20 protein-coding genes and 1 pseudogene are annotated in these 25,518 nt (G+C 43.0%); 8 read left to right on the top strand and 13 right to left on the bottom strand.

Features of this window, described 5'->3' with window-relative positions:
* Positions 1–11: 11 nt before the first annotated feature.
* Positions 12–2,648 carry a type I DNA topoisomerase gene (gene topA / locus IM462_RS10920; RefSeq protein ID WP_287700080.1) on the top strand — a complete coding sequence of 879 codons (2,637 nt, stop codon included), beginning with the start codon at positions 12–14 and terminating at the stop codon, positions 2,646–2,648.
* A gap of 374 nt (positions 2,649–3,022) precedes the next feature.
* Here the strand turns inward: topA and IM462_RS10915 are convergent, their stop codons facing one another.
* Entirely contained in the window at positions 3,023–3,832 is an 810-nt protein-coding gene (locus IM462_RS10915; protein WP_287700081.1) for an SWIM zinc finger family protein, read from the bottom strand.
* A gap of 347 nt (positions 3,833–4,179) precedes the next feature.
* Between IM462_RS10915 and IM462_RS10910 the strand changes: the two genes are divergently transcribed.
* On the top strand, positions 4,180–4,521 hold the full coding sequence (locus tag IM462_RS10910) for a DUF4164 family protein (RefSeq protein WP_103112071.1): 342 nt from the start codon (positions 4,180–4,182) through the stop codon (positions 4,519–4,521).
* Between the two features lie 103 nt (positions 4,522–4,624).
* Here the strand turns inward: IM462_RS10910 and IM462_RS10905 are convergent.
* Both IM462_RS10905 and IM462_RS10900 read right to left on the bottom strand, forming a co-directional pair.
* Positions 4,625–7,171: pseudogene (locus IM462_RS10905) on the bottom strand (tetratricopeptide repeat protein); the annotation flags it as partial.
* Between the two features lie 60 nt (positions 7,172–7,231).
* The gene (locus IM462_RS10900; RefSeq protein ID WP_287700082.1) at positions 7,232–7,636 is read right to left on the bottom strand and encodes a hypothetical protein; all 405 of its coding nucleotides are present in this window, start codon (positions 7,634–7,636) and stop codon (positions 7,232–7,234) included.
* Between the two features lie 659 nt (positions 7,637–8,295).
* On the opposite strand from IM462_RS10900, the gene IM462_RS10895 reads away from it, so the two are divergent.
* Positions 8,296–9,039 carry a cupin domain-containing protein gene (locus tag IM462_RS10895; protein ID WP_287700083.1) on the top strand — a complete coding sequence of 248 codons (744 nt, stop codon included), beginning with the start codon at positions 8,296–8,298 and terminating at the stop codon, positions 9,037–9,039.
* Between the two features lie 88 nt (positions 9,040–9,127).
* Here the strand turns inward: IM462_RS10895 and IM462_RS10890 are convergent, their stop codons facing one another.
* The 4 genes from IM462_RS10890 to IM462_RS10875 all read right to left on the bottom strand — a co-directional run bounded on the left by IM462_RS10890 (position 9,128) and on the right by IM462_RS10875 (position 13,474).
* Positions 9,128–10,048, bottom strand: a complete 921-nt coding sequence (locus IM462_RS10890; RefSeq protein WP_353737340.1) for a hypothetical protein — start codon at positions 10,046–10,048, stop codon at positions 9,128–9,130.
* Between the two features lie 76 nt (positions 10,049–10,124).
* A complete protein-coding gene (locus IM462_RS10885) occupies positions 10,125–10,928 on the bottom strand; it encodes a type 1 glutamine amidotransferase (protein ID WP_012267906.1) in 804 nt (267 codons plus the stop codon).
* Positions 10,929–11,056: 128 nt separating this feature from the next.
* The gene (locus tag IM462_RS10880) at positions 11,057–12,394 is read right to left on the bottom strand and encodes a Mur ligase family protein (protein ID WP_104396028.1); all 1,338 of its coding nucleotides are present in this window, start codon (positions 12,392–12,394) and stop codon (positions 11,057–11,059) included.
* A 102-nt stretch (positions 12,395–12,496) separates the two neighbouring features.
* Positions 12,497–13,474, bottom strand: a complete 978-nt coding sequence (locus IM462_RS10875) for an FkbM family methyltransferase (RefSeq protein WP_287700085.1) — start codon at positions 13,472–13,474, stop codon at positions 12,497–12,499.
* 316 nt (positions 13,475–13,790) lie between these two features.
* On the opposite strand from IM462_RS10875, the gene IM462_RS10870 reads away from it, so the two are divergent.
* From IM462_RS10870 to lptC, 4 genes are all read left to right on the top strand, one after another.
* Positions 13,791–14,981, top strand: coding sequence for an HhoA/HhoB/HtrA family serine endopeptidase (locus tag IM462_RS10870; protein ID WP_287700107.1), 1,191 nt, complete (start codon positions 13,791–13,793; stop codon positions 14,979–14,981).
* Between the two features lie 147 nt (positions 14,982–15,128).
* Positions 15,129–15,323, top strand: coding sequence for a hypothetical protein (locus IM462_RS10865; RefSeq protein ID WP_043998279.1), 195 nt, complete (start codon positions 15,129–15,131; stop codon positions 15,321–15,323).
* 151 nt (positions 15,324–15,474) lie between these two features.
* A complete protein-coding gene (locus IM462_RS10860) occupies positions 15,475–17,193 on the top strand; it encodes a DUF262 domain-containing protein (RefSeq protein ID WP_287700086.1) in 1,719 nt (572 codons plus the stop codon).
* A gap of 308 nt (positions 17,194–17,501) precedes the next feature.
* Positions 17,502–18,650, top strand: coding sequence for an LPS export ABC transporter periplasmic protein LptC (gene lptC, locus IM462_RS10855; protein WP_287700108.1), 1,149 nt, complete (start codon positions 17,502–17,504; stop codon positions 18,648–18,650).
* 67 nt (positions 18,651–18,717) lie between these two features.
* Here lptC and nuoK read toward each other — a convergent pair whose 3' ends face one another.
* The 5 genes from nuoK to pyrE all read right to left on the bottom strand — a co-directional run bounded on the left by nuoK (position 18,718) and on the right by pyrE (position 22,837).
* Positions 18,718–19,023, bottom strand: coding sequence for an NADH-quinone oxidoreductase subunit NuoK (gene nuoK / locus IM462_RS10850; protein WP_197533180.1), 306 nt, complete (start codon positions 19,021–19,023; stop codon positions 18,718–18,720).
* A gap of 25 nt (positions 19,024–19,048) precedes the next feature.
* Positions 19,049–19,645, bottom strand: coding sequence for an NADH-quinone oxidoreductase subunit J (locus tag IM462_RS10845; RefSeq protein WP_002775036.1), 597 nt, complete (start codon positions 19,643–19,645; stop codon positions 19,049–19,051).
* 93 nt (positions 19,646–19,738) lie between these two features.
* Complete coding sequence (gene ndhI / locus IM462_RS10840; protein WP_002733194.1) at positions 19,739–20,311, bottom strand: NAD(P)H-quinone oxidoreductase subunit I; 573 nt, start codon at positions 20,309–20,311, stop codon at positions 19,739–19,741.
* A 42-nt stretch (positions 20,312–20,353) separates the two neighbouring features.
* On the bottom strand, positions 20,354–21,472 hold the full coding sequence (nuoH, locus tag IM462_RS10835) for an NADH-quinone oxidoreductase subunit NuoH (RefSeq protein ID WP_016514317.1): 1,119 nt from the start codon (positions 21,470–21,472) through the stop codon (positions 20,354–20,356).
* Between the two features lie 675 nt (positions 21,473–22,147).
* The gene (gene pyrE / locus IM462_RS10830; RefSeq protein ID WP_287700087.1) at positions 22,148–22,837 is read right to left on the bottom strand and encodes an orotate phosphoribosyltransferase; all 690 of its coding nucleotides are present in this window, start codon (positions 22,835–22,837) and stop codon (positions 22,148–22,150) included.
* A gap of 53 nt (positions 22,838–22,890) precedes the next feature.
* Between pyrE and IM462_RS10825 the strand changes: the two genes are divergently transcribed.
* Positions 22,891–23,343, top strand: coding sequence for a porin (locus IM462_RS10825; RefSeq protein ID WP_287700088.1), 453 nt, complete (start codon positions 22,891–22,893; stop codon positions 23,341–23,343).
* 114 nt (positions 23,344–23,457) lie between these two features.
* On the opposite strand, the gene IM462_RS10820 is transcribed toward IM462_RS10825, so the two are convergent.
* Positions 23,458–25,452 carry an ABC transporter ATP-binding protein/permease gene (locus IM462_RS10820; RefSeq protein WP_287700089.1) on the bottom strand — a complete coding sequence of 665 codons (1,995 nt, stop codon included), beginning with the start codon at positions 25,450–25,452 and terminating at the stop codon, positions 23,458–23,460.
* Positions 25,453–25,518 lie beyond the last annotated feature (66 nt).

Genomic DNA, 25,518 nt, shown 5'->3' with positions numbered 1-25,518 from the left:
GATCAATTCCTATGTCAACCCTGGTTATTGTCGAATCCCCCACCAAAGCTCGGACGATCAGTAATTATCTGCCTAGCGGCTATCGAGTCCAAGCCTCCATGGGCCACATCCGCGATCTGCCCGCCTCTGCCGAAGAAATTCCCCCCGCCCACAAAGACAAATCCTGGGCCAATTTAGGCGTAGATGTGGAGAACGATTTCGACCCCCTCTACGTCGTCCCCAAAACCAAAAGTAAAATCGTCAAAGAATTAAAAGAAGCCCTCAAAGGCGCGAGCGAACTGATCCTCGCCACCGACGAAGATCGGGAAGGAGAAAGCATCAGTTGGCATCTCTTGCAGGTACTCAACCCGAAAATACCCACCAAAAGGATGGTATTTCACGAAATCACCAAAGAAGCGATCCAAGCCGCCCTGAAAAATTGTCGCTCCATCGACGAAAATTTAGTACACGCCCAAGAAACCCGCCGCATACTCGATCGCCTCTACGGCTATACCCTCTCCCCCCTACTCTGGAAAAAAATCTCTAAAGGTTTATCCGCCGGCCGGGTGCAATCCGTCGCCGTGCGTCTGCTCGTGCAACGGGAACGGGAACGACGGGCTTTTAAAACCGCCAATTATTGGGACCTGAAAGCCACCCTCGAAAAGGACAAAAATCAATTCGAGTCGAAATTAGTCACCTTAAACGGTCAAAAAGTGGCAAATGGGAGCGATTTCGATGCCGACACCGGCAGACTGCTCCCCGGTCGCCAGGTGACACTCTTAGATCAAGCCACCGCCACCGCCTTAAAAGAACAGATCCAAGACAAAATCTGGCGCGTTAGCCACACCGAAGAAAAACCCACCACTCGCAAACCATCCCCCCCCTTCACCACCTCCACCCTACAGCAAGAAGCTAACCGGAAACTAGGCATATCCGCCAGGGACACCATGCGAATCGCCCAAAATCTCTACGAACAGGGCTACATCACCTATATGCGGACCGATTCCGTCCATCTTTCCGATCAGGCCATTACCGCCGCCCGTCATTGTGTAGAACAAATGTACGGAAAAAACTATCTCAGTCCCCAACCCCGGCAATACACAACCAAAAGCAAAGGCGCACAGGAGGCCCACGAAGCCATCCGACCCGCCGGCAGTAGCTTTCGCCTGCCCCGGGAAACCGGCCTGAGCGGACTAGAATTCGCCCTCTACGACCTAATCTGGAAACGTACCGTCGCCTCACAGATGGCCGATGCCCGTATTACCCAGATCGCCGTCAATATTCAGGTGGAAAATGCCGGATTTCGCTCCTCCGGCAAAAGAATCGACTTCCCCGGCTTTTTCCGCGCCTATGTGGAAGGTTCCGACGATCCCGAAGCCGCCATCGACGACCAAGAAATAATCTTACCCGCCCTCAGCGTCGGTGATACCCCCAATTGTCGCCAACTAGAAGCCATTAGCCACGATACCCAACCCCCCGCCCGTTATAGCGAAGCCTCCCTCGTAAAAACCCTCGAAAGTGAAGGAATCGGGCGACCCAGCACCTACGCCACCATTCTCGGCACCATTATCGATCGCGGTTATGCCCAAATGCGGAATAAAACCCTCATTCCCACCTTCACCGCCTTCGCCGTCGTCGGTCTATTAGAAAACCATTTCCCCGACCTGGTAGATCCCAAATTTACCTCGAAAATGGAGGAAACCCTCGACGATATCGCCACCGGTTCCGCCCAATGGTTGCCCTATCTCGATCGCTTCTATCGCGGCGAAAAAGGGCTAGAAAGTCAAGTAAAAGAGCGCGAGAGTCAAATTAACTCTAGCACCGCTAAATCGGTGATTTTAGAAGATTTACAGGCAACCATCAAGATCGGCAAATACGGACCCTATCTAGAAGTCTCCCGGGGGGATGAAATCCTCACCGCTTCCATCCCTGCCGATTTAACCCCCGCCGACCTCAACCCCGAACAAGTAGAAACCCTGCTGCGACAAAAAACCGAAGGTCCGGACAAAATCGGTCTTCATCCCGACACCGGAGAGCCGATTTATCTGCTCGTGGGTAGTTACGGTCCCTACGTCCAGTTAGGAGATATCAGCGATGACAACCCCAAACCGAAACGCGCCTCCCTACCCAAAGGAGTCAAACCAGAGGATGTCACCCTCGAACAAGCAGTGGGTTTATTGGCACTGCCACGACTACTGGGAACCCATCCCCTCACCGGAGGCAAAATTAAAGCCAGTTTAGGGCGTTTTGGTCCCTATGTAGTTCAGGAAGAGGGTAAGGAAAAAGAATATCGTTCCCTGAAAGCCGGCGATGATGTCTTAACCATAACCCTCGATCGAGCTTTGGCTTTATTAGCCGAACCGAAAAAAACTCGCGGCACTCGCGGTTCCACCAAACCACCCCTAAAAGAATTGGGTAAACATCCCGACGACGGGGAATTGGTGGGATTGTACGAGGGTCCCTACGGAGTTTATATCAAACACGGCAAAACTAACGCCAAGATTCCTGAAGGAGAAACCGCCGAAACCCTGACTCTAGAACAAGCTTTAGTCGCCCTAGCAGCCAAGACAACCACTGCCAAGAAAACCACTACCAAGAAAACTACTTCTAGCACCACTAAAAAAACTACTTCCCCAGGTAGTAAAACCGGCAAAAGTAAGACGGTTTAGCGGTTAGTGGTGAGGCAATTTTCTCCCTGGTCAATTCCTCACCCTGATGCGAGGACAAATCTGGCAGATTCGACAAGCGGTTCGGCTGAGCTCACCGTCGAAGCCTCACTGCAAGCTGGCTTTTTTGTCCTTGGCACCACTTTGACTAGGCTGATCCTAAGTAGGTAGGCGTTAAAAATTATCAGACACCCCCCTTATCAAGGAGGGCAGGGGGCATCAAACCCCCCTTATCAAGGGGGGCAGGGGGCATCAAACCCCCCTTATCAAGGGGGGCAGGGGGGATCAAACCCCCCTTATCAAGGGGGGCAGGGGGGATCAAACCTAAAATCCATTTTTAATTTAATTACAACCAGCTACTTATACCCCAAATTCCCCTACTGTAAAGCAATCGCCATCGCTTCTTGGGGAATTTGTCGGTAAATTGGTTTTAAAAATTGTTCTATGGCATCGGATTCGGGGGCAGCCAGGGGAAAATTGCCTAAAATGTCGAGAATGGTTTGATTTTCATTCCCCGCAGATTCGACAAGCTCACTGCAAGGCGTAATTACAACGAGGGAGGGATCTAGCTCCTCATCGTACTGCCAAAAGCGATCGATAGCACTTTCGGGGGCAGTTTTTTCGACTGCTGCGGGGGGTTCACTGACTGCTAAAGGTTGATTATCAGAGGAATAGGAGCGTTTTTCGCGTAAAGCTTCCAGAATTTGGCTTTTGCTTCGGCCACGCAGTTGCAAAAGCAGGAAGGGATCGACACTAAAACGATCGCCCAATTGATAATATACTGCTCCTATATGTTTGCAGGGGTTGGCTTGATCGGGACAGGTGCAACGAGAGCGAATATCAGCTAGGGAAAAGGGAAATAAATTTACCCCACTATCGATAAAAACACGCTCGATATGATCGGGCATTTGTCCGGTGAGTAATTGAGCAGAATAAATGGCTTTTTTGGAGAGGAGCTTAATAATATAATCCCATTCTTCATCACTAAAAGCCGCTAGGGATAAATCCACTATATAAGGCTCTGGTTCACTGCCTTGTACTCTAGCAATAACTTGCGAGTCTTCAAAGTCAATACTTAAAACATTGCCCTCTCTAGCGTAGAGTCTAGCTCGTTCCAAGCGTTTTTTAAAGCGATAGGAATCGAGTAGTTCTAACCATTTTTGTACCCACCAAGCTTGTTCTGTCATTTTTTATTTACCCTACCGCTTATCAGCTTCGTTACTAACAAAAACACCAATTCAAAAAGGAAACACATCAGCCTCGAAACCTGATTAGGAAAGGCTCATCAGGTATAGTCTGATCAATATAACAACAAATCAGACCCAAAAACGAAGCCCTCAACATTTTAACATAATACCATTTTTCTTTATTCGTGACAGGTATCCTACTCCCCTCTCCCAGAAAGGGGTTGGGGATGAGGGCAATTAACCATCTCTGCCATTACTTGAGAAAAATGGTATTAGTATTAAGATAAAATTATTGTAGTATCAACGGAAAGTGCGTAAAAAAACTTACTCCCAGGGATTTTACCAAAATGTCTAACGAAACCGTTACTTATAGTCTTGAATCTGTCCTCAAGGAAATCAAAGACAGCATCAAGGAAGTTAACCAAAAAATCGATACCTTGCAACAGGATATTAACCAGAAATTTGATAGCTTACAGAAGGATTTTAACCAGAAATTTGACAAAATCGACGAACGGCTAACTAAGCTAGAGGTAGGACAGGCAAAACTAACTGAGAAAGTCGATGGGATGGATAGAAGACTAGAAAAGCTGGAAGGAACCCAAAAAAATCAAGTTTGGACGTTAATTATCCTTTTAGGAGGAGCGATCGGCACGGCAGCGTGGCGCTCTTTCTTTTCTGGTAATCCTTAGAAATATTACTATAATTTCTCACTTTACGGTAGTTATGAGGGGAAATTAGCAGATGTCAAACTCAGGTTAAAAATAAGGGATATCTAACCCATCCTACCCCTAATTATGCTTTCCTCAACCATCTTTTTAACAATCGCCACAATGCCACTATTATCCCCCCAATTACAACTAAAGGAAACTTAACCACCCCCAGAAAGAAAGCAACGATTAAGGGATATTTTCGGGTTTCTAATTGCCGAATTTTATCATCGCAATCTTGAACATCCGCTGCTAACCCCAATGCTTGAAATAATTCCCGCGACTGAAGAAATGCTTCTTTCGCTTCCGATATACGTTTGAGTTTATAGTAGGTAACTCCCAGATTAAACCAAGATTGTGCTTCAACCCCCCGATCACCGATTTCGCGTGTGATTGCTAAGGACTGTTGATAAAACTCGATCGCTTTTTGGTATTCTCCTAGGGAATAGTAAACAGCGCCTAAATTATTGTAGGATTTCGCTTCACCCCCCCGATCACCGATTTCCTGAAGGATTGCTAAGGACTGTTGATGAAACTCGATCGCTTTTTGGTATTCTCCTAGGGAATCGTAAACATTGCCTAAATTATTATAGGAAGTCGCTTCACCCCTCCGATCACCGATTTCCCGTTTGATTGCTAAGGACTGTTGATGAAACTCGATCGCTTTTTGGTATTCTCCTAGGGAATAGTAAACATTGCCTAAATTATTATAGGATGCCGCTTCACCCCCCCGATCACCGATTTCCCGTGTGATTGCTAAGGACTGTTGATGAAACTCGATCGCTTTTTCGTATTCTCCTAGGGAATCGTAAACACTGCCTAAATTATTGTAGGCATTCGCTTCACCCCACCGATCACCGATTTCCCGAAGGATTGCTAAGGACTGTTGATAAAACTCGATCGCTTTTTGGTATTCTCCTAGGAAATAGTAAACATTGCCTAAATTACCGTAGGAATACGCTTCACCCCCCCGATCACCGATTTCCCGTGTGATTGCTAAGGACTGTTGATGAAACTCGATCGCTTTTTGGTATTCTCCTAGGAAATAGTAAACATTGCCTAAACCCATGTAGGAATACGCTTCACCCTTCCGATTACCGATTTCGCGTGTGATTGCTAAGGACTGTTGATGAAACTCGACCGCTTTTTGGTATTCTCCTAGGAAATAGTAAACATTGCCTAAATTGCCGTAGGAAGACGCTTCACTCCCCCGATCACCGATTTCCCGAAAGATTGCTAAGCATTGTTGATGAAACTCGATCGCTTTTTGGTATTCTCCTAGAAAATGGTAAGCATTGCCTAAACTGGTGAGGGATGCGGCATAATTCCAGTTGGTTTGCTCCTGCTGTTGTTGGTAAACAGTGACTAATTCAAGGTAATAATCCGCTAGGGTTTGATAATAACCCCGTCGGGTGAGAAAATCATCGATAGCACGGAGAATATCAAAAGCATTGTCGTACTCGGTTAACTGATAGCAATGATAGAAAATTTCTAGGTAAGGTTGCACATCGTTGAGGATTTCCCAGGAGTCGGGTTGAGCAATAGAAAGATAATAGGCGATCGCTTTTTGGTGTAATTCCCTTTGATCGCCGGCTTTGTATTGTGCATATTCCCAAACTAAAGGCTGAAAACTAAAAATTCGCTGGCGATTTTCCTCTTTTTCTTCTAATAATGATCGTCGCTGTAATTCTCGCAGATCTGCCGTGATCTCGGACAGTGCGATCTCGGGGTAATTATCCATCACCGCTTTGGCTGCTGGAGAATCAAATTCTCGGCGATAAATGCTGGTTTTAGTGAATAATTCCTGCTGTCTTTGGCTAAGTCGCTGAAAACTAGCATCTAAAACTAAAGCAATTCCCACTGTCTCTTGACGATGACTCCCCACCACCTGCGGATCGCTCAAAAGTTGCGATAAATTTCCTAATCCTAAATCCGCTAACCTTTCTAAACTGGGGTTTTGCGGAAATTCTGCTAGGAGTAAATCCGCCACCAATCGCAGGAGTAATGGATGACCACCCACCCATTGAGAAAAGTTCTCTAGATCCCCTGTTATTCGCAATTCCGCTAACAATTGCGCCCCTTCAGGAGGGTTCAAACCTTTTAGCTCGATCCAATGGTTAAAACCCTTAGGTTTTGGCTTGTCTCTGGTGGTGACTATAATTTTGCTGGTGTCACCTTTTTCTATCCAAGCAGTGAAAAACTGCTGATAAAATTCATTATTCCAAGAACCATCTTTCCCTAATAAACTCTCTAGATTATCGATAATAATTAGGTGGCGATGGCGTTGCAATTGTCTGATTAAAGCTTCCTGTAAATCTATTTCTTTTTCGGGGACGGGATAACCAAAGTCCGTCAGGAATTGGCGAGCTAAACCACTAAATCCGCCCAGATTTCCCGCTTCCCACCAAAAGCGTTTTGGGAATAAATCTTCATCGTCCCCTAGGGAAGGATCGAGGGTAATTTTCTCCTCAAAAATTTTACTGGCTAGGGTAGATTTTCCAATTCCTCCAACTCCTTTGATGCCAATCATCGCAACATTTTGATCATTAAACCACTGCTTAATTTGGGTGATTTCCTCCTCCCTTCCCTGCCAATGGACGAGACTTTTTCGAGCATTTCCTCCCTTGAAAATACTCCTTTGACTACTGCGATTATTTTCTATTGCGTCTGCTTTTGCGTGCAGAACCGCCAGTCATTCAGGAGGGATTCCTAGATTTAAATTACCCTTAACTTCTTGAATGTTCAATTGTTGTTTAATATCTTTGTTAATTTGCGTACCAATTTGAGTTTTCGTTTCTGTTTGATTCTGATTAATTGTCATAATTTGTTGTGCTAGGATTTGTATTTCTTGGGCAAAATTGGGGTCTTTGAGCATTTCTACCTGTAAAAAAGGAACCACTTGCTGTTCAATCATCGCCTCGGATTTAGTTTGTTCTGCTGCCGCTAAAACCTGAGCGGCGGTGGGTTCCTTTTGTAACTTTTGCTTAATTTTTTGCCACAATTCTACACCTTTATCCATTGCTCCTTCCGTTAATTTACCGATAACAGCTTCAAAGGCGATTTTAGCGATTTCGGCGGCGGCTAATTCGGCTAACATAATTATCAATCGCGAGAATTTTTCGCCATTCTAGCACAACTATTTTGGGATGAAAGCAGGAAAGTCAATCACTCATCTTGTCGGGAATCAGCGTTCCTTTGATCCCCCCTTAATCCCCCCTTGATAAGGGGGGTGTTGATCCCCCCTTAATCCCCCCTTGATAAGGGGGGTGTCGATCCCCCATCCCCCCTTGATAAGGGGGTGTTGATCCCCCCTTAATCCCCCCTTGATAAGGGGGGTTTCGATCCCCCCTTAATCCCCCCTTGATAAGGGGGGTGTTGATCCCCCATCCCCCCTTGATAAGGGGGGTTTCTGATAATTTTTAACGCCTACCTACTTATTCCGATAAATCGACTAAAAACGTTATCAGATAAGGATTTGAGAGAATGAAACGACCCTAGTGTTCATTCCATGAGATTGTCGGCTATGCTTAAGAATTAAGACGATCACCTTCTTGTCGATGAGAAGCACGGCATAACTTAGCCGTTAGCTGGACTAAAAAGCCATGGCGCTCGAGTTCCGCGTATTTCCTGTTCCGAAGTTATTAATGAGAGTAGATGAACTCGGAAACTTGAAGGCATAACTGCTTACATAGTATTCTTAGGTAGAAGAATAATGCTAAATAATTTTTCAACCTAAAAAAATTAAATTCAGGAAAGATGACTGCTCAATCTCTGTGGAAACCCCAAAAAGTTCACGTAAACTTACTAAGCCGCATATCTGTGCTTCCCACATCATTAACTTGGTTTCAGACAAACTTTACTGGAATTTGGTTTGGCTGTTTCGAGTCTGACCATGAAATCCAGGATCATCCAGTAACAATGCTGACTCGATTCTATCCGGGTGGTTTTTTTCCGCTGCATGGACATCCCGGGGGTGAAGAGATTTTGGTGCTTGAAGGCAATTTTGCAGATGAAACAGGGGTGCATCCACCGGGTACTTATATGCTTAACCCCGAAGGCTTTATCCATCGCCCCTATAGTGAGGAAGGATGCCTGACTTTTGTTAAATTGCGGCAACATGGTGGTAAAACTCGCCAACAAGTGAGAATCAACATTTTTAATGGCTCCTGGCAAGCAGGTATAGTGCCTGAAATTAAGGTTCAACACCTCTACGAGCAAGCAGATTTCTCAGAAAAAGTCTGGATTGAGCGTTGGCTGCCCAACACTCAGTTGGTGAATGTTGTCGAAACTGAGATTAAAGAAATCTTTGTCATTGAAGGTACCTGGAGTGATGAGTTAGGTAGTTATCCAGTAGGCAGTTGGCTAAGATACCCCCCCAATTGCCCCTACAGTCCTTCCTCAACAACAGGTTGTCTCATTTACGTTAAAACCTATCCTGTTACTGATACAACCGCCAGATTTGTGGTGGGTGATGATTTCCAACATCCTCAAACAATCTGAAGCAACCATACTATGGGATTGAGGGTAGGACGTAGAGCCAAAAAAGACAGGCAGGGAGCCTGTCTAGAAAACCAAACAAATTTATCTATCAGTTGGCCATAAATAGGGAGTTTTTTGCGTCAAATTTCCAAGCAATACCATCGGGATCTCTGATGCGACTCCAATCGGCGAATTCTGTTTCGGATTTATTTTTCTTGTTTCTACCCAAAACGGCCGGAGTAACTCCTAAACGTTTAGCCAAATCCGCCAAACTCATCGATGAGATGGCTTCAGATACAGAGGTTAGTGATTCTTCCCTAACTTCTGCTTCTGACTGGAGCAAAGAACTGGCAGAACTGTTTAAACTAGGATTAATTATCTCCTCCGGTTCTTGAATTACCGTTTCTTGAACAGAGATTGCTGCGATATTTTCTTCCTCTTTTTCCTCAAATAATTTACCTAAATTAGTCAGAGATTGGGAGGAGGAAATAACAGGAACCTCCGAGACAGAATTTTCGCTTTTCTCGGCGACAATCAGGGGGGATTTAGCCTCCTGCGATGGCTCTAAATTGGTCAGGGGAGATCTCGAGGCAGTAATCGCAGGAACTTGTTTTTCCCCTATTTCTTCTAAAGAGGGGTCACTCTCATCAAAAATACTACCCAAGGTACTGGCGGTGATAAAGTAATAGGCCATACCCTTATCGCCTACAGCTTTTTTTTGCGCCCCAAATTCCTCAGCTTTTCTGTCTAAAAATTGTCTGGCTAATTTGGCCGTGAGATTGGCTTTTGCCGATAGGTCAATCGGGGTGAGACAACCTTGATTGTCCTGTAAAAGTTGATTGAAATAGGGGTTAATCACCGTCGATAATTTTGACCAGCGATAGTCTTGCCACACCTTGACTGCCAGAGTTAAGAGGAAGACAAGTAGGATCAATGGCCAAGCGGTAAAAACAAGGATGATTAGCACCGCTAGGGGGATGATGAGGACGAGAAACCCCGCCGTTTGACGATCGATAATTTTTCCAGTCATAATTTCATAAGCTGCCACAATTAAAATTCTTAATGGCTAGTTTGACTATCTCCTGCCATAAGTGTATATGACCAGTTTAGGCTTTATTGGTCACGCCGGTTAGTTCTAGTCGTTCAAACATGGCAAATCGTGCTTTCAGGGCCAGAGAATCATCAAGTTTTGTTAAAAAAATCGGTTTTTGATACTTTTGTTCTAAAGCTTTTTGGATTAACCAATCGGCTAAAAAGGGATTTTTGGGTAGTAAGGGACCGTGGGCATAGGTAGCGATCGCATTGTGGTAAAATGCTCCTTCATAACCGTCCTCTCCGTTATTTCCGTAGCCAGTAATCACCTTTCCTAAAGGAGAAACGGTCTGTAAATAGGTACGACCCCCGTGATTTTCAAAGCCAATTACTAGCGGTTTTTCCCCAGTCATAGCTTTAATTTCCTCCGCTAAGGGAGAGGCCGTAATTTCAAAAACCACGTTACCGATACAGCGTTTTGCATTGGGGCCGGGATGTTTACTTACTAGGTCTAATAATCCTAATCCTTCGATTCTTTGACCGAAAGCTGGTTCGTAATAATGTCCTAATAATTGTGGGGAACCACAGGTAAAAACCCCCGGTATTCCTGCCGATAATTGTTCTTTCATCGCCGCTGCTTTTTTCCCCTGTAAATCGCGCATAACGATCTCCTGTTGCCGATCCTGCGCTCCACCCCCAACAATTATATCTACTTGATAAAATGTCTCGGCTTCTGTTTGAGCATCTAGGGGAATAATTGTCACAGGAATATCACGCCATTGACATCTTCTTTGGATAGTAATAACATTACCTCGATCGCCGTAGGTACTCATTAAGGTCGGATATAACCAGCCGATTTTTAGTTCTAGTTCTTGCATAATTTCTTAGGGGATTAGGGAATGGGGGAATGGGGAAATGGGGAAATGGGGAAATGGGGAAATGGGGGAATTCAACTAACACCCTAACACCCCAACACCTAACACCAATCTTCACTCTTTTCTAATTTCTACAAAATCTTTCGACCCGTGAGAATCTCTCGTACTTCCAACATAGCAGAATAGGTAGGTAAAATATGTAAAGTTTCCTCATTTTTGGTGTTACTAAGGGCAATTTGGAGCGCTTTTTTTAGATCGGATTCAACAATTAAATCAACCGGATAAGCGAGACTATCCTGACTATATTGTAAGCGTAAAGCCATGTCATAAAGTCGATCGCCCGTTACTACTAAAGTTGTTCCCAAGCGGGTTAATTTTTCCGTATCCACATCCCAAATCCAAGAAACATCCGTCCCGTCGGGGATGCGATCATTGAGAACTAAGAGAGTAGTAGAAGACTTTTCTTTCTGTAAAATATCAGCCACTGCGCGAATTGTTTCATTCATACCCACGGGATTTTTAGACAGTAAAATTCTAACTTTTTTACCCTCAATTTCTAATTCTTCTGCTCGACCAAAAGCCGCTTTAAAACCCTGAACTGTCTCAAAAATTTCTCGATCTTTAATACCCAATTCCTGGGCTACTAAACCCGCTGCTAAAGTATTATATTTATTATAAACACCGATTAAAATCTGCGGCCAATCGTGACTATGAAAAGCAGGATTACTCTTTTTAAAGCCGCAACTAGGACAACTAAAATCCCCTAAATGGGAGAGATAAACCCCGCGATAATCCAAAGAAGCACCACATTTAGGACAGTAAATAGAATCGACAGCGTGGGGAATTTCTTCTAGATACAATTCTGGCTCACTTAAGCCAAAATATACAACTCTTTGGGGCAGTTGTTGACCCAAATGGGAAAGGGTCGGATCATCAGCATTGAGAATCACTAAAGTATCGGTGGGTAGGGGAGATATGGCCCCTTGCCAACGGCGACTAATCGTATCCACTTCCCCATAGCGATCGAGTTGATCGCGAAACAAATTAAGAGCTAAAATAGCGCGAGGACGACAATCTTTTAAAACCAAAGGGAGAATATTTTCATCCACTTCTAAAATGGCATAATCAGCCTTTAAAGTGCCGAATAAATTGGCATCGGCTAATAAAGCAGTGATTAAACCATTAATTAAATTCGCCCCAGTGGTGTTATGGGTGACTTTTGCCCCCTGACGCTCTAGAATAGTTCTTAGCAGTAGGGAAGTGGTAGTTTTTCCATTCGTGCCAACCACCAAAATTACCCCCCGTCGGACTTGCCCACAAAGTAGCGGTAACAAACGGGGATGGAGACGACGGGCAATTTCCCCCGGCAAGACGCTGGCAGCCCCTAAACGGAGTCCTTTAACCACAGCAGTAACGGTTTTAGCCACCGCTACGGCTATCCCTAAACGGATGCGATCAAACAATTGCATGAAGTGAGATTCTCATAGCTGTTTCGTGATTTTACCCCTAAAAGAAGACCCGTAAACGGGGTAAGTTCCCTAATTAGTCTCCCAGTGGGGGTAAATCTCAGTTTATTCTGGCTTTTTTTCTCCCCTAACAAGTTTTTTAATTGTAGTTCTGATCGGAAATTTTCTGCGTAATTCACTATAAGTAATTGTTGATTTTTCCTCAATCATAAACAGGAAAGCTTCTTGTGTAGAATTGTATTTTTGAGGATAGCGAGGACTGCTAGGGTGAATGGCGATTAAATTATAAAAATAAGAACCTTGGTTAAGAGAATGGAGGCGACGTAGATCGCTAGTGAGAAAAGGCGCAGGAGCGAAATAACGAAAGAAATGGTAGCCAATTTCTGCTAAAAATTCTTGCAATTGCTCAATTTTAAATCCATATTTTTCGTAATGGGGTGAACAAACTTCAATATATAACATGGGGTGATACTGTTTTAAGGTCTTCCTAGCTCCCTGAAGAACTTTAATCTCCATTCCTTCCACATCTATTTTAATAAAATCACATTGTTTCAGATGCAAATTATTTTCTATCCAAAAATCTAAGGTTGTGGAAGTAAATAGTTCTCCCTCCACCTCTGATGATTCAATAAAGCGGGTAGCTCCCATGTTTTTAGGGGCTTTTTTTATAGAAAATTTTTTTTGAGTATCACTAATAACATCAGTTTGTACTTGTACTAAATGTGAAACATTATTCAATCGCAGGTTTTCCAAGAGAATTTGATGAGTTTCTGGACAAGGCTCAAAGGCAAATACCCGTCCTTCAGGGGATGATAAACGGGCTGCTAAAGTTGAAAAAGTGCCAATATTGGCACCAATATCAAAGCAAACATCCCCCGGATGAATCATTTTATCGTCGATTCCGGGATAAGCACTCTCCAAATTTTGCAGATTTTCTAATAAGTTAGCCATCTTCTGATCGAGACAATAAAATTTACCTTCAGGTGTATTAACCAGCCTCAAATTATCATTCATAAACTCAGCCTTGAAATATTTGAAACCATCATATTCCGCTTCGAGAATTTTGTCAATATTTAAAGCCAATAGATTTCTATAAAATGTAGCACCTGAGTTAAGTTTTAGCTACTTGATTACAGGGAAGTATTCTTACAGCGGTTATCTTAGTAGTAGAGTGCGAAATTTTCTTTTTGGGGAGTCAGCAGACCTGAGAGCGGAGACGATGCCAAGTATACGTTACACTTTACCTTTATGAGAAACGCTTCATCACAGTGATTGCCACTGCCATCAAATACAAAAAGCCTTTATCTGCCCCGGCGGTTCGTCTTTGAAAAAGACAGCCTATAATATAGGTAAGTTTGGGGCCGATTCTACCGCACACGACATTTTAGGGCTAGAGCTTATGGGTTTATTGACAAGATTGGGGATTTCACTGGGATTACTCGCCCTAGGCGGTACTGTAGGAGTGCTAGGAAATCAGTATTTAAGCAGAAAAGCACCCCTAGAGGTAAATACACCGCCGGCAATCCTCCCCGCTTCCCTCTCTCTTCCTGTTATTCCCCAAACCGACGGCAATGTTAATTTTATCGCCCAGGCCGTGCAGAAAGTCGGGCCGGCGGTGGTGCGGATTGACTCGGCCCGGGAAGTGGCCGACCAAATTCCCGAAGAATTTAAACAGCCCTTTTTTCGGCGCTTTTTTGGTAATGAAGTGCCGATTCCCAGGGAGCATTTGGAACGGGGAACCGGTTCTGGATTTATAATCAGTACAGATGGACTACTTTTAACTAATGCCCATGTGGTGGAAGGGACAACCCAAGTAAAAGTGACTTTGAAAAACGGTCAAACCTATCAGGGTAAAGTCCTGGGGGTTGACAATATGACCGATGTGGCCCTGGTGAAAATCGAGGCGAAAAATTTACCGACGGTGACTTTTGGCAAGGCCGAAACTTTAACCCCCGGAGAGTGGGCGATCGCAATTGGCAATCCCCTAGGCTTAGATAATACTGTTACGGTGGGCATTATTAGCGCCCTAGGACGCACTAGCAGCGAAGTGGGGGTTCCCGATAAACGGGTTCGTTTTATTCAAACCGATGCCGCTATTAACCCCGGCAATTCCGGCGGCCCGTTACTGAACGCCAAGGGGGAAGTTATCGGCATTAATACGGCAATTCGGGCCGATGCTCAGGGTTTAGGGTTTGCTATTCCCATCGAAACCGCCCAAAAAGTGGCGGGACAGCTATCTAGCAAGGGTAAAGCGGAACATCCCTACATCGGTATCCACATGGTGACGCTAAACCCAGAATTACGGCAGCAATTGAACGAAACTAAAGAATTAAACTTTAATATTGACCAAAATGAAGGGGTAATCGTCCTGCGAGTGGTGGAAAATTCCCCCGCCCAAAAAGCCGGGATGCAAGCGGGTGATATCATCGAAACTGTGGCAGGAAACCCCGTTAAAACCGCTTCGGATGTGCAGCAAGGTGTAGAAACCAGTGCGATCGGTGGTAATCTGGAAATCGAGATTAACCGCAGGGGTAAACAACAAACTCTCACCGTACAACCGGGGGTTTTTCCCAGCAAAACTAGCGATTAAAGCAAATACCAAACCATCCTGGCAACTGGGGCAAAAAGTATTAAGTGTACGGTAGAAGGTGGACAGACTTGCGAGCAAGATGTGAGTCAGCATCGTTTCAGTATATAACCATGAGCAGGATGGAAAGGTTGACAAAGCTTTGTCCTCGTGAAACGTCAAGGCAAACGGGAAGGAAAAAACTTTGAGGAGAAGACTTATTTCATCAGTAGTGAAAGATTGTCTGCGGAAGCCTTTTTGAAGCCAATTCAGGGGCATTGGAGTATTGAAAATCAGTTAAACTGGGTGAAAGATGTCACCTTGAAGGAGGATAAACCGCCTCGGTGGGGGTCATTCTCCCGTTAACTGGGCGATTTTATTTAGTTAGTTGATTTCCTTAGTTTGCCGTGGAAGGTTTCGGACGGTTCCCTAAGCTCGGCGTTTATGGGCTAATCAAATTGAGACAATTTTTACCACTTTTACCAAAGACAAAACGATTGCAGGAGCAAATCAAATCATGAAAGCATCAGAAACCAGTCTTCGTAATTTACTTGAGGGTACTAAACAATTTCAAATCCCTCTATTTCAAAGACCTTATTCTTGGGACAAGTCAAAATGGGAGACTTTATGGGAAGATCTAATGAGTCTCTATGATAAGGAGCAAGAACCTCATTTTCTTGGTTCTATTGTCACCCAGTCAATTCCTGGAACAGCCGAAGGTATATCTCCGTATGTCGTAATAGATGGACAACAACGTCTTACTACTCTTGCCATCATCATAGCGGCTTTGCGAAATTATTTACAAGAGAAAAACCATACAGAGTTGGCGGAAGAATTATATGAATACTATCTGATAAATAAGTTTAAAAAAGATGATGATTTTTATAAAATCTTGCCAACTCAAGGTGATCGTGAAGCTTACAAAAGTATCATAAAAAACCAAAATAGCAGAGAATTTGATAACAAAATAATATATAAGGCATATCAATACTTTAAGGAACGTCTTAAAAAGAAGAATTTTGCAGAGGGAGAACATAAACTCTTCAAAAATATTCTTTTAGAGCGTTTAATTTTAGTCAATATTACTTCTGATAGCGAAGAAAATCCTTATCTTATTTTTGAAAGTCTCAATACAAAAGGACAAGAACTTACCCAAGCCGATTTAGTCCGCAACTATGTTTTTATGAAGTTACCTAGTGAACAACGAGAAGATATATACAAACAAAAGTGGCAACCTCTTGAAGCATCTTTTAAAAGACTAGCTACTACAGAGCCAATAAAAAAAGAGGAAAAATATGCTGAATTATTGACTAATTCTTTTTGGTTCTATCTTCGCAAAGACGGTGAATCAATTAGTCAAAAAGAAGTTTATAAAGAAATTAAAAAACGCCTAGACAAAAATGCGGAAAACAATAGTTTTAACATTAAAGATAAACTAGATGAGTTGATTAACTTTGCTGAATATTATCAGTGTCTTGTTTTTCCCCAAGAAAGTGAAAACAAAGACGAACTAAAAGATCGGTTTATTCGATTAAATCGCCTAGATTTTGGTACTTGTCATATTTTTCTTCTCAATATCTATAAAGATTTTCAAGACAAGCATTTATCTATTCAGGATTTCCTTCAAATTGTTGATTGTTTAGAATCATACTTTATTCGACGATCCTTTGTTAATAAATCTACAAGAATTTTAGGGAAAATTTTTGAAAATTTATATAAAGAAATAAAACAACAATCTAACTCTAATAATACACTGTTTAATCTCAAAAAAGTTCTGAGAAATTATCAAGGAGAAAAGTCATGGCCATCAGACGATGAATTTCGTGAAGGACTAATCAAAAAAGACATCTATGGTAAAAATGCCAAAACAAATGATAGAGTTAAGCTTATTCTGGAAACCATAGAACGCCGCATGACCAAAGAGATGGTTGATACTGATAACCTGACAATAGAGCATATAATGCCCCAGAAATTAACAGCGCACTGGCAAGATATGCTTGGTGATAATCACGAACAAATACATAAAACTTGGCTACATACTTTAGGTAATCTGACTTTGACGGCCGACAATTCAGGCTTATCTAATAAACCATTTTCGGACAAAGTTATTTTGTTTAAAGACAGTAATGTTTCTTTGAACAAATACTTTTCTGACAAAAATGTCTGGAATAAGGAAGAAATTGAAAAGCGAGCTAATTATCTAGCTGATCTGGCTATTGAAATTTGGTCAAGATAAAATAACTAAAGATGTGCGAAACGTTTAGGCATCAAATAAGGCTGAAATGCCTGAAATAATTGCCTAGTCAGGTCTTCAGTGATCAAACGGCAGCCAATGGAAGCCTAGAATCATCCGTAGTTAACTTGACCTTGAGTCAACTACAATGATATATAGACAGCCAATGAATGTCAGGCTGTATCCTTAACAAGGGAACAGTCAAACGAGGAGCCGTATGAGGTAAAAGTTCCATGTACGGTTCTGAATGGGAGGGGATGGAGGCGAATCTATTCTCGACCCCTAATAAAATAGCAGCGGAGCGATCGAAATTGAGGCAGCGGTTACACTTAAAACTATCAATTGGGCGCGGGGCTGCCCTTCTAATCGGTTTGCTGGGATTAACAGCCTGTCAACCTCCCGATCCGCCGAAAATTTCGCCGACAGAATCGCCTAAAATTGAGGAAACTGGCCGCTTAATTCTCAATAATGCCACCTTAGAACAGGCTAACCCCTCCGGACAACCCCTCTGGAAAATTCAGGTCAAAAAAGCTACCTACACCCAAGACCAAAAAATCGCCCGTCTGGAAAATATCAAGGGTAATATCTATCAAGATGGGAAAGTAGTTTTACAGGTTAGTGCTGACCGCGGTGAAGTTTACAAGGAAGGCCAGGAAATTCTCCTCAAAGATAATATTGTGGCTGTAGATCCCCGCAATAAGGCCATTATTAACGCGCCGGAATTGCGTTGGCTACCTAAGGAGGGTATTTTAATCTCCTCCAAAGGGATCAAAGGTAGTCATCTACAACTAGAAGCTAAGGCGCGCCAAGGACGCTACGACACGCGCCAAGAAAAACTAGAATTACAAGGTCAAGTGGTGGCCACCGCCAAGGAATCTCGTGTCGTCCTGCAAACCGAGCGCCTGTACTGGGAAATTCCGCAACAGGTCATTAGTACCGATCAAAAAGTCGCTTTTGATCGCTATATTGATAAAACTATTATCGATCGCCTGACTGCTATCGGCGGTCGTTGGGAAAGAAAAAATAATCAGGTTATCCTGCAAGAAAACCTCGAATATCGCTCTTTAGAACCACCTTTACAGATTTCTGGTTCTCAGGCAATTTGGAACTATCAAAATCGTACCCTAACTTCCGATCGCCCCACGGAAATTTTTCAATATCAAGATCAAATCACTATTACTGGTAATCGTGTGGTGGTGGAATTAGGCAATCGCATCGCTTATCTCAAGGATGGGGTTAAGGGAATTAATCAGAAAACTGGGGCGCAATTGTATAGTCAGATCTTAACTTGGAAAATGTCGGAAAAAATTGTCGAGGCCGAGGGGAATATTATCTATGAACAACAGGAACCAAAATTTAATCTTACTGGCGATAAAGCGATCGGCACTTTAGAAGATAATAACATTGTTGTTACCAGTAGTTCCCCCGATCGAGTTGTCACCGAGATTTATCCCCGTTAACAGGGAAAATTAGCCAAAAAAAACTCTCCCCAAAAAAGGGAGAGAGGGGGGGTAAATATTTAAAAGCTTACCATTTGAGCAGATTAAACTGTTCCATATCGATGGTGTCGCGGTTACGATAGATAGTCAGGATAATCGCTAAACCCACGGCTGCTTCGGCTGCCGCTACGGTAATCACGAAAATAGTAAAAATTTGGCCTCGGATATTAGCGGGGTCAAGATAGTTGGAAAAACCCATTAAGTTAATGTTAACGGAATTGAGCATCAATTCGATCGACATTAAAACCCGGACAGCATTGCGACTGGTGACTAAACCATAAATTCCGATACAAAATAAGGCCGCCGCTAATAACAAATAATACTCTAACTGAATCTGCATGATACCTCTTTCTTTTGTCCTATTTAGGGGCGGTTAATTCTCTGGGTCGTTCTGGCAATGTTAAGGCTGTGGCCGTAGGTTCTTCAGCTTTTAGGGTGGGGATAAGGTCACGACGAGCTAAAATAATTGCTCCGACCATGGCCATTAATAATAGCACGGAAGCTAATTCAAAGGGTAGCAGGAAATCACTAAAGAAATGCTTACCGATTTCTACTAAAGTGTTAGTCACCACGGCCGGAGAAGTGCTAGAAATTGACCAAGGTGTGATTAAAACCATGGTCGATAACAGCACAAATAAACCAACACAAACTAAAGCAGTAGATGCCTTACGAATCCAACGTTTAGGAATATCAGAAAAGTCCTCTTGCTTGTTAACAAGCATAATGGCAAAGAGAATTAAAACGTTAATTGCACCCACATAAATTAGAATTTGTGCCGCCGCTACAAAATCAGCATTTAGTAAGAGATATAAACCCGAAATGCTGATAAAAACACCGCCCAATAAAAAGGCGGAATAAACGATATTAGATAATAGTACCACGCCTAAAGCTGTCCCGATTACTAGGGCTGCTAAAATGCCAAAAGATACTATTTGAACGCCCTCGGCTAAATTCACAGTAGTTTCATCTCCTTTTATGTTTGAGAGTTATTAATTATTAGTTATCAGCTTCTGAAGGCTGACGGCTGACGGCTGATAGCTAACTGCTAATTAATCAGTAATTTCTTCCGGACGTTTACCGGCGCGTTGACTACCGGCGGGTAAATCGTGGGGTTCGATGACACCTTTAGGCAAATAACCTAATTCCCTCAGAGGTGTTACCATCGGATCTTGGGTGACTTTGTAGGGTAAACGGCCTAGGGCGACGTTATCATAGTTTAATTCATGACGATCATAGGTCGCTAGTTCGTATTCTTCGGTCATAGACAAACAATTAGTCGGACAGTATTCCACACAATTACCGCAGAAAATGCAGACCCCAAAATCGATACTGTAGTGTTTGAGTTCTTTCTTTTTAATTTCCTTGTTAAAAGTCCAATCCACTACCGGTAAATTAATCGGACAAACTCGCACACAAACTTCACAAGCGATACATTTATCGAACTCAAAGTGAATTCTACCCCGATAACGTTCCGAGGGAATTAACTTTTCGTAGGGATACTGGACGGTAATCGGACGACGACGCATATGATCGAAGGTAACGGATAAACCTTCGCCGATGTATTTCGCCGCTTGAATGCTACCTTTGGCGTAATCGCTGACTTGTTTGAGGATGTTAAACATGATGGTCAGAGGTATAGTAGGTTAACAGGGCAAAAATGGGAATTAACCGCCAAAAGCAAAGGGAAAAGCTAGTTTTAGGGCGGCGGTAAGTAGTAGGTTAACTAAAGATACCGGTAAGAGGAATTTCCAGCCTAAATCGAGTAATTGGTCAATGCGAACCCGGGGTACGGTCCAACGCAAGAGAATGGCGATGAAGATGAGAAAATAGGCTTTTAATACTGTCATCGTAATCCCTAGGGAAGCGGTGATAATTTGTAGCCAGGGATTGGTTTCACTCACTCCCAACCAGCCGGCCAAAGCATTGACGGGGATAGGAAATTCCCAACCACCAAGATAGAGGACCGCGAAAACTAGGGCCGACAGCACGAGGTTAACGTAGGAACCCACATAAAAGAGAGCGAATTTCATCCCCGCGTATTCGGTTTGATAACCGGCGACTAATTCCTCCTCCGCTTCTGGTAAATCGAAAGGCAGACGTTCACACTCAGCTAAAGCGGCAATCCAGAAAATCAGAAAACCCACCGGTTGGCGCCAGATATTCCAGCCTAAAATGCCATAACCGGATTGTTGTTCGACAATATCAATGGTACTGAGACTATTAGACATCATCACAATCGCTAATACCGATAAAGCCAAGGGAATTTCATAACTAATCGATTGCGCCGCCGCCCGTAGGCCTCCCAGTAAGGAATACTTATTATTTGAGGCATAACCCGCCATTAATAAGCCAATGGGGGCAATACTGGACAAGGAAATCCATAAAAAGATACCTACGTTTAGGTCAGTAATCACCAGATTTTGACCGAAGGGGACGATGAGGTAGGAGACAAACACCGGCATCACCACCAAAATCGGCCCAAAGAGGAATAACCAGGGGTCAGCCTTAGCGGGGACGACATCTTCTTTAAAGACTAATTTGAGACCGTCGGCGACCGGTTGTAAAACGCCCAAGGGTCCTGCGTATTCCGGCCCGATACGCTGTTGGACGGCGGCGGAAATTTTTCTTTCTAACCAGACGCAGACTAAAACCCCCACTGTGGCGGCTATAATCATCAGGAACATGGGTAAAGGCATCCAAATCGCTTTAGCCAGTCCTCCACTTAATCCCAAGTCTGTTAGGGATTTAATGAAACTTTCTTGTAAATCTATGCCTTGATTCATATTTGGCGATCGCTGTACTGTCGATAGTTCGGCATGGTTTGAAGATTTTTAAGCAAATCTTATAGCCTAGTATACAGTTAGTCGGTCTGAGGGTTATCAGTAAAGTGACAAAGGCTTCAACTCATTAGCAGCCAAGAGAGTCAAGCAATCTTGATTCCCCCGCCGAGAATAGGTATTAGTCAATAGTTAGACTCTGAATCTATCAATGTTCCCATCCGTTTCTTAGCGCCGACAACCTCAGCTAGTTACCAATTATTCACAGGAAAAAAATCTAGATAACTTATTTTTTAGGCAGTTAAAGCCGCTCTCTGGTCTTTTGTCCGATAAGTTTTACCGACTTTTAAAACCCGGTTATCGAGCGTTTCTGGCCACTCCCCGCTATTTAGGGTAGGCTGAAAAAATCTAAAAACCTTGTTGGGTAAGACTTTTAGACTTTTTGTCAATCAAAAAGTACCAGGCATGGGAGTGATCAGGGGGAAAATTCCGGGACTTTTTCCCTGAAAATTAGGTAATTGGCCACCTCAAAACTGGTAAAACCCCACACCCGTTCGGACCTCGGCGTGAGCTCGGTCGAACGCTGAGCTCACGGCCGAAGCCCACACCCCACACCCGTTCGGCTGAGCTCACGGCCGAAGCCCACACCCTGCCACCAGGAAAAACTTTTTGCCGCAAACCCTATTTAGTCTGATAAGCCGCCTGTAGATCCTGAATCGAAAACAAAGCTTGAAACTGTATTCCCTGAGATTGGTAAAATTCCGCCCCTCCTTGCTCTCTATCCACCAAAGCAATAATTAAATCCACTTGATAACCCGCATCGCGTAATCTTTCTACCGCTACCATAGCACTTTTCCCCGTTGTCACCACATCTTCGAGGACAACCACCGCGGCACCGGGGTTTAAAGTCGGCCCCTCGATATAAGCCATAGTGCCGTGACCTTTTGCCTCTTTGCGGACGATTAAAGCTGGAATCGGGCGATTTTCGTAGGCAGATACCACACTAACGGCGCTGACAATCGGATCCGCCCCTAGGGTTAATCCTGCCACCGCTTGGGTATCTGGAGGCAGTAGAGACAGCAATAAACGCCCCACGGCTAAAGCTCCCTCCGCAGTGAGGGTAACTTGTTTGCCGTTGATATAGTAGCTGCTTTTTTGTCCTGAAGACAGGGTGAAATCCCCCTCTCGATAGGCAAGACGGACAAGAGCATCGAGGAGAAATTGACGCAGGGAAGCAGTGTCGAGATTCGCTACCGAGGAATTAGTCATATTTTCAGGATTGGGAGCCTGACTGACTCCAAAATTTCGGTTACAATTGAGCCAAAAGTCATTATATATTGACTCGATCTCTAGTATTGATTTCTTTCTCATCCCATTGAAGCAATTTTTTAATTAACCCTACCCCCGCGAGGAGATTTTTAGCCATGCGCGCTCAATTTTTACTCCCTTCCCTGTTTTGTTTAACCAGTTTAGTCTGGTTGAGTTCGCCTAGTGCGATCGCTCAACGTTCCCCCGCCACCACTCCCGCACCGGTAAAAACCCAACAATTGCAACTTGTCCCCTCTCCCGATACGGCGGTGGGATTTAATAATATCCCCGGTTTGTTTAACCGCGCTGTTAATAACAATACGGGTCGTTTCTACGACTACACCAGCATTTTAGGACAGTTCAACTCTCGGGAGGGTTGGCGTACTTTTATGCAAGGTTCCTATTTTGATAATATGATTACCCGGGATGCGAAATTGGTCGAAACTTTATACTATGATGTCATGCAACAGCAACAGTCTGGGCCTTTAATTCGCACCCAAGATTTACCCAATCCCTTCGATACTTCCCTACAGGAAAATCCCAGTTATTTAAGTCCAGGCGGCTTTTAATTCGCCAATTCAACTCGGAATTGACGAACAATGTAATGGGTCGAGAATCTTCTTTGAAGGTTCCCGAACTGCGGTAATATATCTTTTTAAGTTCGCTCGAAGCTCCCTGAGAAGCTAAACTCTCACCCATTTGGCAATATCAAGGGTTTTGTCATAACGATAGCTCATGCCATCATTGGCAACAATCATTTGACCTCGACTGGCTTTATTTTTGATCGTACTTAAGCTATAGTTGGTCAGTTTTTGCATTTCTTGATGGGTAAAATTGTCTTGATTGTTCATTTCAGAGACAATTTCTATCGTTTCATCAACGGTTTGGTCATTGTTAGAATGAGTTGCAATCACTGCTGATGGATGATAGTCTTCCATTCTCATTAATCGCCAAGTAGAATCCTCGGAAAGTTCCAAAACCTTTTGATGGTAGTTAAACAAACTTTCTCGATGTCCGACACTAATAAAGGTCTTTCCAGTTTGTTGTAACTGTTTATATAAATGATCTTCATTTTTTAAATCTAAAGCACTGGTGGCTTCATCTAAAATCACAAAATCTGGCTGATTAACGAATAGTCGCGCAAAGGCTAGACGTTGTTGTTCTCCTAAGGATAAAATATTTTCCCAATCCACTTCCTCATCAAAATTTTTGATGCGATTAAGAACATCTTGCAGGTTAACTTCTTGTAAGATTTCTTTTAATTGGGTTTCACTCATCTCCGTTGTCGTTTGAGGATAAATTAGCTGTTCGCGCAAGTTTCCTAAAATGATATAAGGACGTTGGGGTAAAAATAATAAATCGTCGAGGGGAGGTCGCACCAAATGACCTGTACCTGTATTCCATAACCCAGAAATAGCGCGTAAAAGAGAACTTTTTCCTCGACCACTTGGCCCAACAATTAATAAACCTTCCCCTGGTTCAACGGACAGTGATAAATGTTCGACAATCACTTTAGCGGCATCGGGAGTTTGTAAGGTGACATCATCAAAAGCTAGATTGTTATCTTCAATGACTTTAATGGTATTAACTGGGTTGGTTTGTTCGCTTACACCCTCTAAAGCTTGGTAAAACTCTTCTAAACGTTCAATATAATTAATAAACTCACCAGAGCGTCCAAATTCATCCACTAACACGGATAAAGCTGTGGAAAAGAAATAGCAACAATAGCTGGCTTGGTTAACTTGTCCAAACTCAATTTCACCACTAATATATAATGGGGAAACAATTAAGAAGGGGAAGATTTGAACAATGGATTGATAGCCGCGGTTAAAAAATTCTTGGGTTCTTTCCCAATTAATTCTTTCAATCATGATTTTAATCACCTGATTGAACTTTCTTTGAATAATATTTAACTCTTTTTCTTCCCCTCTAAAAAATGCAATTGATTCGGCGTGTGTCCGAACATGAGTAATGGCGTATTTATAGGTTCCTTCGATTTCTAATTGTTGTTTATTGACTTTATTTAATTGTTGAGTAATATAGGTAGCAAGAATATTTCCAATAATCGTATAAACGAAAAGCACAATAGAAATTGTTTTGGAAATTGACCAAAGAATGGCAATAAAAACCAGCATCTCCATAACTTTTTCAACACAGGTTGTTAAAAAGTCCATCGTTGTTCTGGCAATGGGTTGAATTTCTTGGGATAAACGTTGATCTGGATTTTCAATATCTCCTTTAAAATTGATTTGATAATAAGCACGATTTTTGAAATATTTTTGCAAGATACTACTATTGATCCATTGATACCAATCCAGCGCAATTAGTTTTTTAAGAAACCTAGACAATCCTGTGAAAAACGTCATACTGCCTAGAGTAATCCCATAAATAATGACAAAATGAGTTAATTTTTCTGCATCCCTAGCTTCTGTGACGCTAATTAAGTCTCTAAAAACGAAACTATTAAACGCATTAAGACCTACTACTCCCACTAATAATAAAAACAATAAAACGAGCATTCCCCAGGAACGAATAATCTGCGAAAAAGCTCTATCCTGGTGTTCTTTCGGATACCAATAAACTTGAATAAATCTTAAAAATTCTTGAAGAGATTGATTGAAAGTTCGGGTATCTTCTTTGAGATTTATAGTATCTGAGGCTTTTTCTGCAACATTCATGGAATTCTTCTCGCGCTAAAATGGGGGACATTAGAACTTTTAATGTCTATCTATTGAGTTAGACAC

This window comes from Microcystis sp. M144S2, from assembly GCF_020246065.1.
Lineage (GTDB): Bacteria > Cyanobacteriota > Cyanobacteriia > Cyanobacteriales > Microcystaceae > Microcystis > Microcystis ichthyoblabe_A.
This window is presented reverse-complemented; position numbering and strand designations above follow the sequence as displayed.

Excerpts from the sequence above, each read along its gene's own strand:
- topA (WP_287700080.1), top strand. The coding sequence starts at position 12 with ATGTCAACCCTGGTTATTGTCGAATCCCCCACCAAAGCTCGGACGATC.
- IM462_RS10915 (WP_287700081.1), bottom strand. The coding sequence starts at position 3,832 with ATGACAGAACAAGCTTGGTGGGTACAAAAATGGTTAGAACTACTCGAT.
- IM462_RS10910 (WP_103112071.1), top strand. The coding sequence starts at position 4,180 with ATGTCTAACGAAACCGTTACTTATAGTCTTGAATCTGTCCTCAAGGAA.
- IM462_RS10900 (WP_287700082.1), bottom strand. The coding sequence starts at position 7,636 with ATGTTAGCCGAATTAGCCGCCGCCGAAATCGCTAAAATCGCCTTTGAA.
- IM462_RS10895 (WP_287700083.1), top strand. The coding sequence starts at position 8,296 with ATGACTGCTCAATCTCTGTGGAAACCCCAAAAAGTTCACGTAAACTTA.
- IM462_RS10890 (WP_353737340.1), bottom strand. The coding sequence starts at position 10,048 with ATGACTGGAAAAATTATCGATCGTCAAACGGCGGGGTTTCTCGTCCTC.
- IM462_RS10885 (WP_012267906.1), bottom strand. The coding sequence starts at position 10,928 with ATGCAAGAACTAGAACTAAAAATCGGCTGGTTATATCCGACCTTAATG.
- IM462_RS10880 (WP_104396028.1), bottom strand. The coding sequence starts at position 12,394 with ATGCAATTGTTTGATCGCATCCGTTTAGGGATAGCCGTAGCGGTGGCT.
- IM462_RS10870 (WP_287700107.1), top strand. The coding sequence starts at position 13,791 with ATGGGTTTATTGACAAGATTGGGGATTTCACTGGGATTACTCGCCCTA.
- IM462_RS10860 (WP_287700086.1), top strand. The coding sequence starts at position 15,475 with ATGAAAGCATCAGAAACCAGTCTTCGTAATTTACTTGAGGGTACTAAA.
- ndhI (WP_002733194.1), bottom strand. The coding sequence starts at position 20,311 with ATGTTTAACATCCTCAAACAAGTCAGCGATTACGCCAAAGGTAGCATT.
- nuoH (WP_016514317.1), bottom strand. The coding sequence starts at position 21,472 with ATGAATCAAGGCATAGATTTACAAGAAAGTTTCATTAAATCCCTAACA.
- pyrE (WP_287700087.1), bottom strand. The coding sequence starts at position 22,837 with ATGAGAAAGAAATCAATACTAGAGATCGAGTCAATATATAATGACTTT.
- IM462_RS10825 (WP_287700088.1), top strand. The coding sequence starts at position 22,891 with ATGCGCGCTCAATTTTTACTCCCTTCCCTGTTTTGTTTAACCAGTTTA.
- IM462_RS10820 (WP_287700089.1), bottom strand. The coding sequence starts at position 25,452 with ATGAATGTTGCAGAAAAAGCCTCAGATACTATAAATCTCAAAGAAGAT.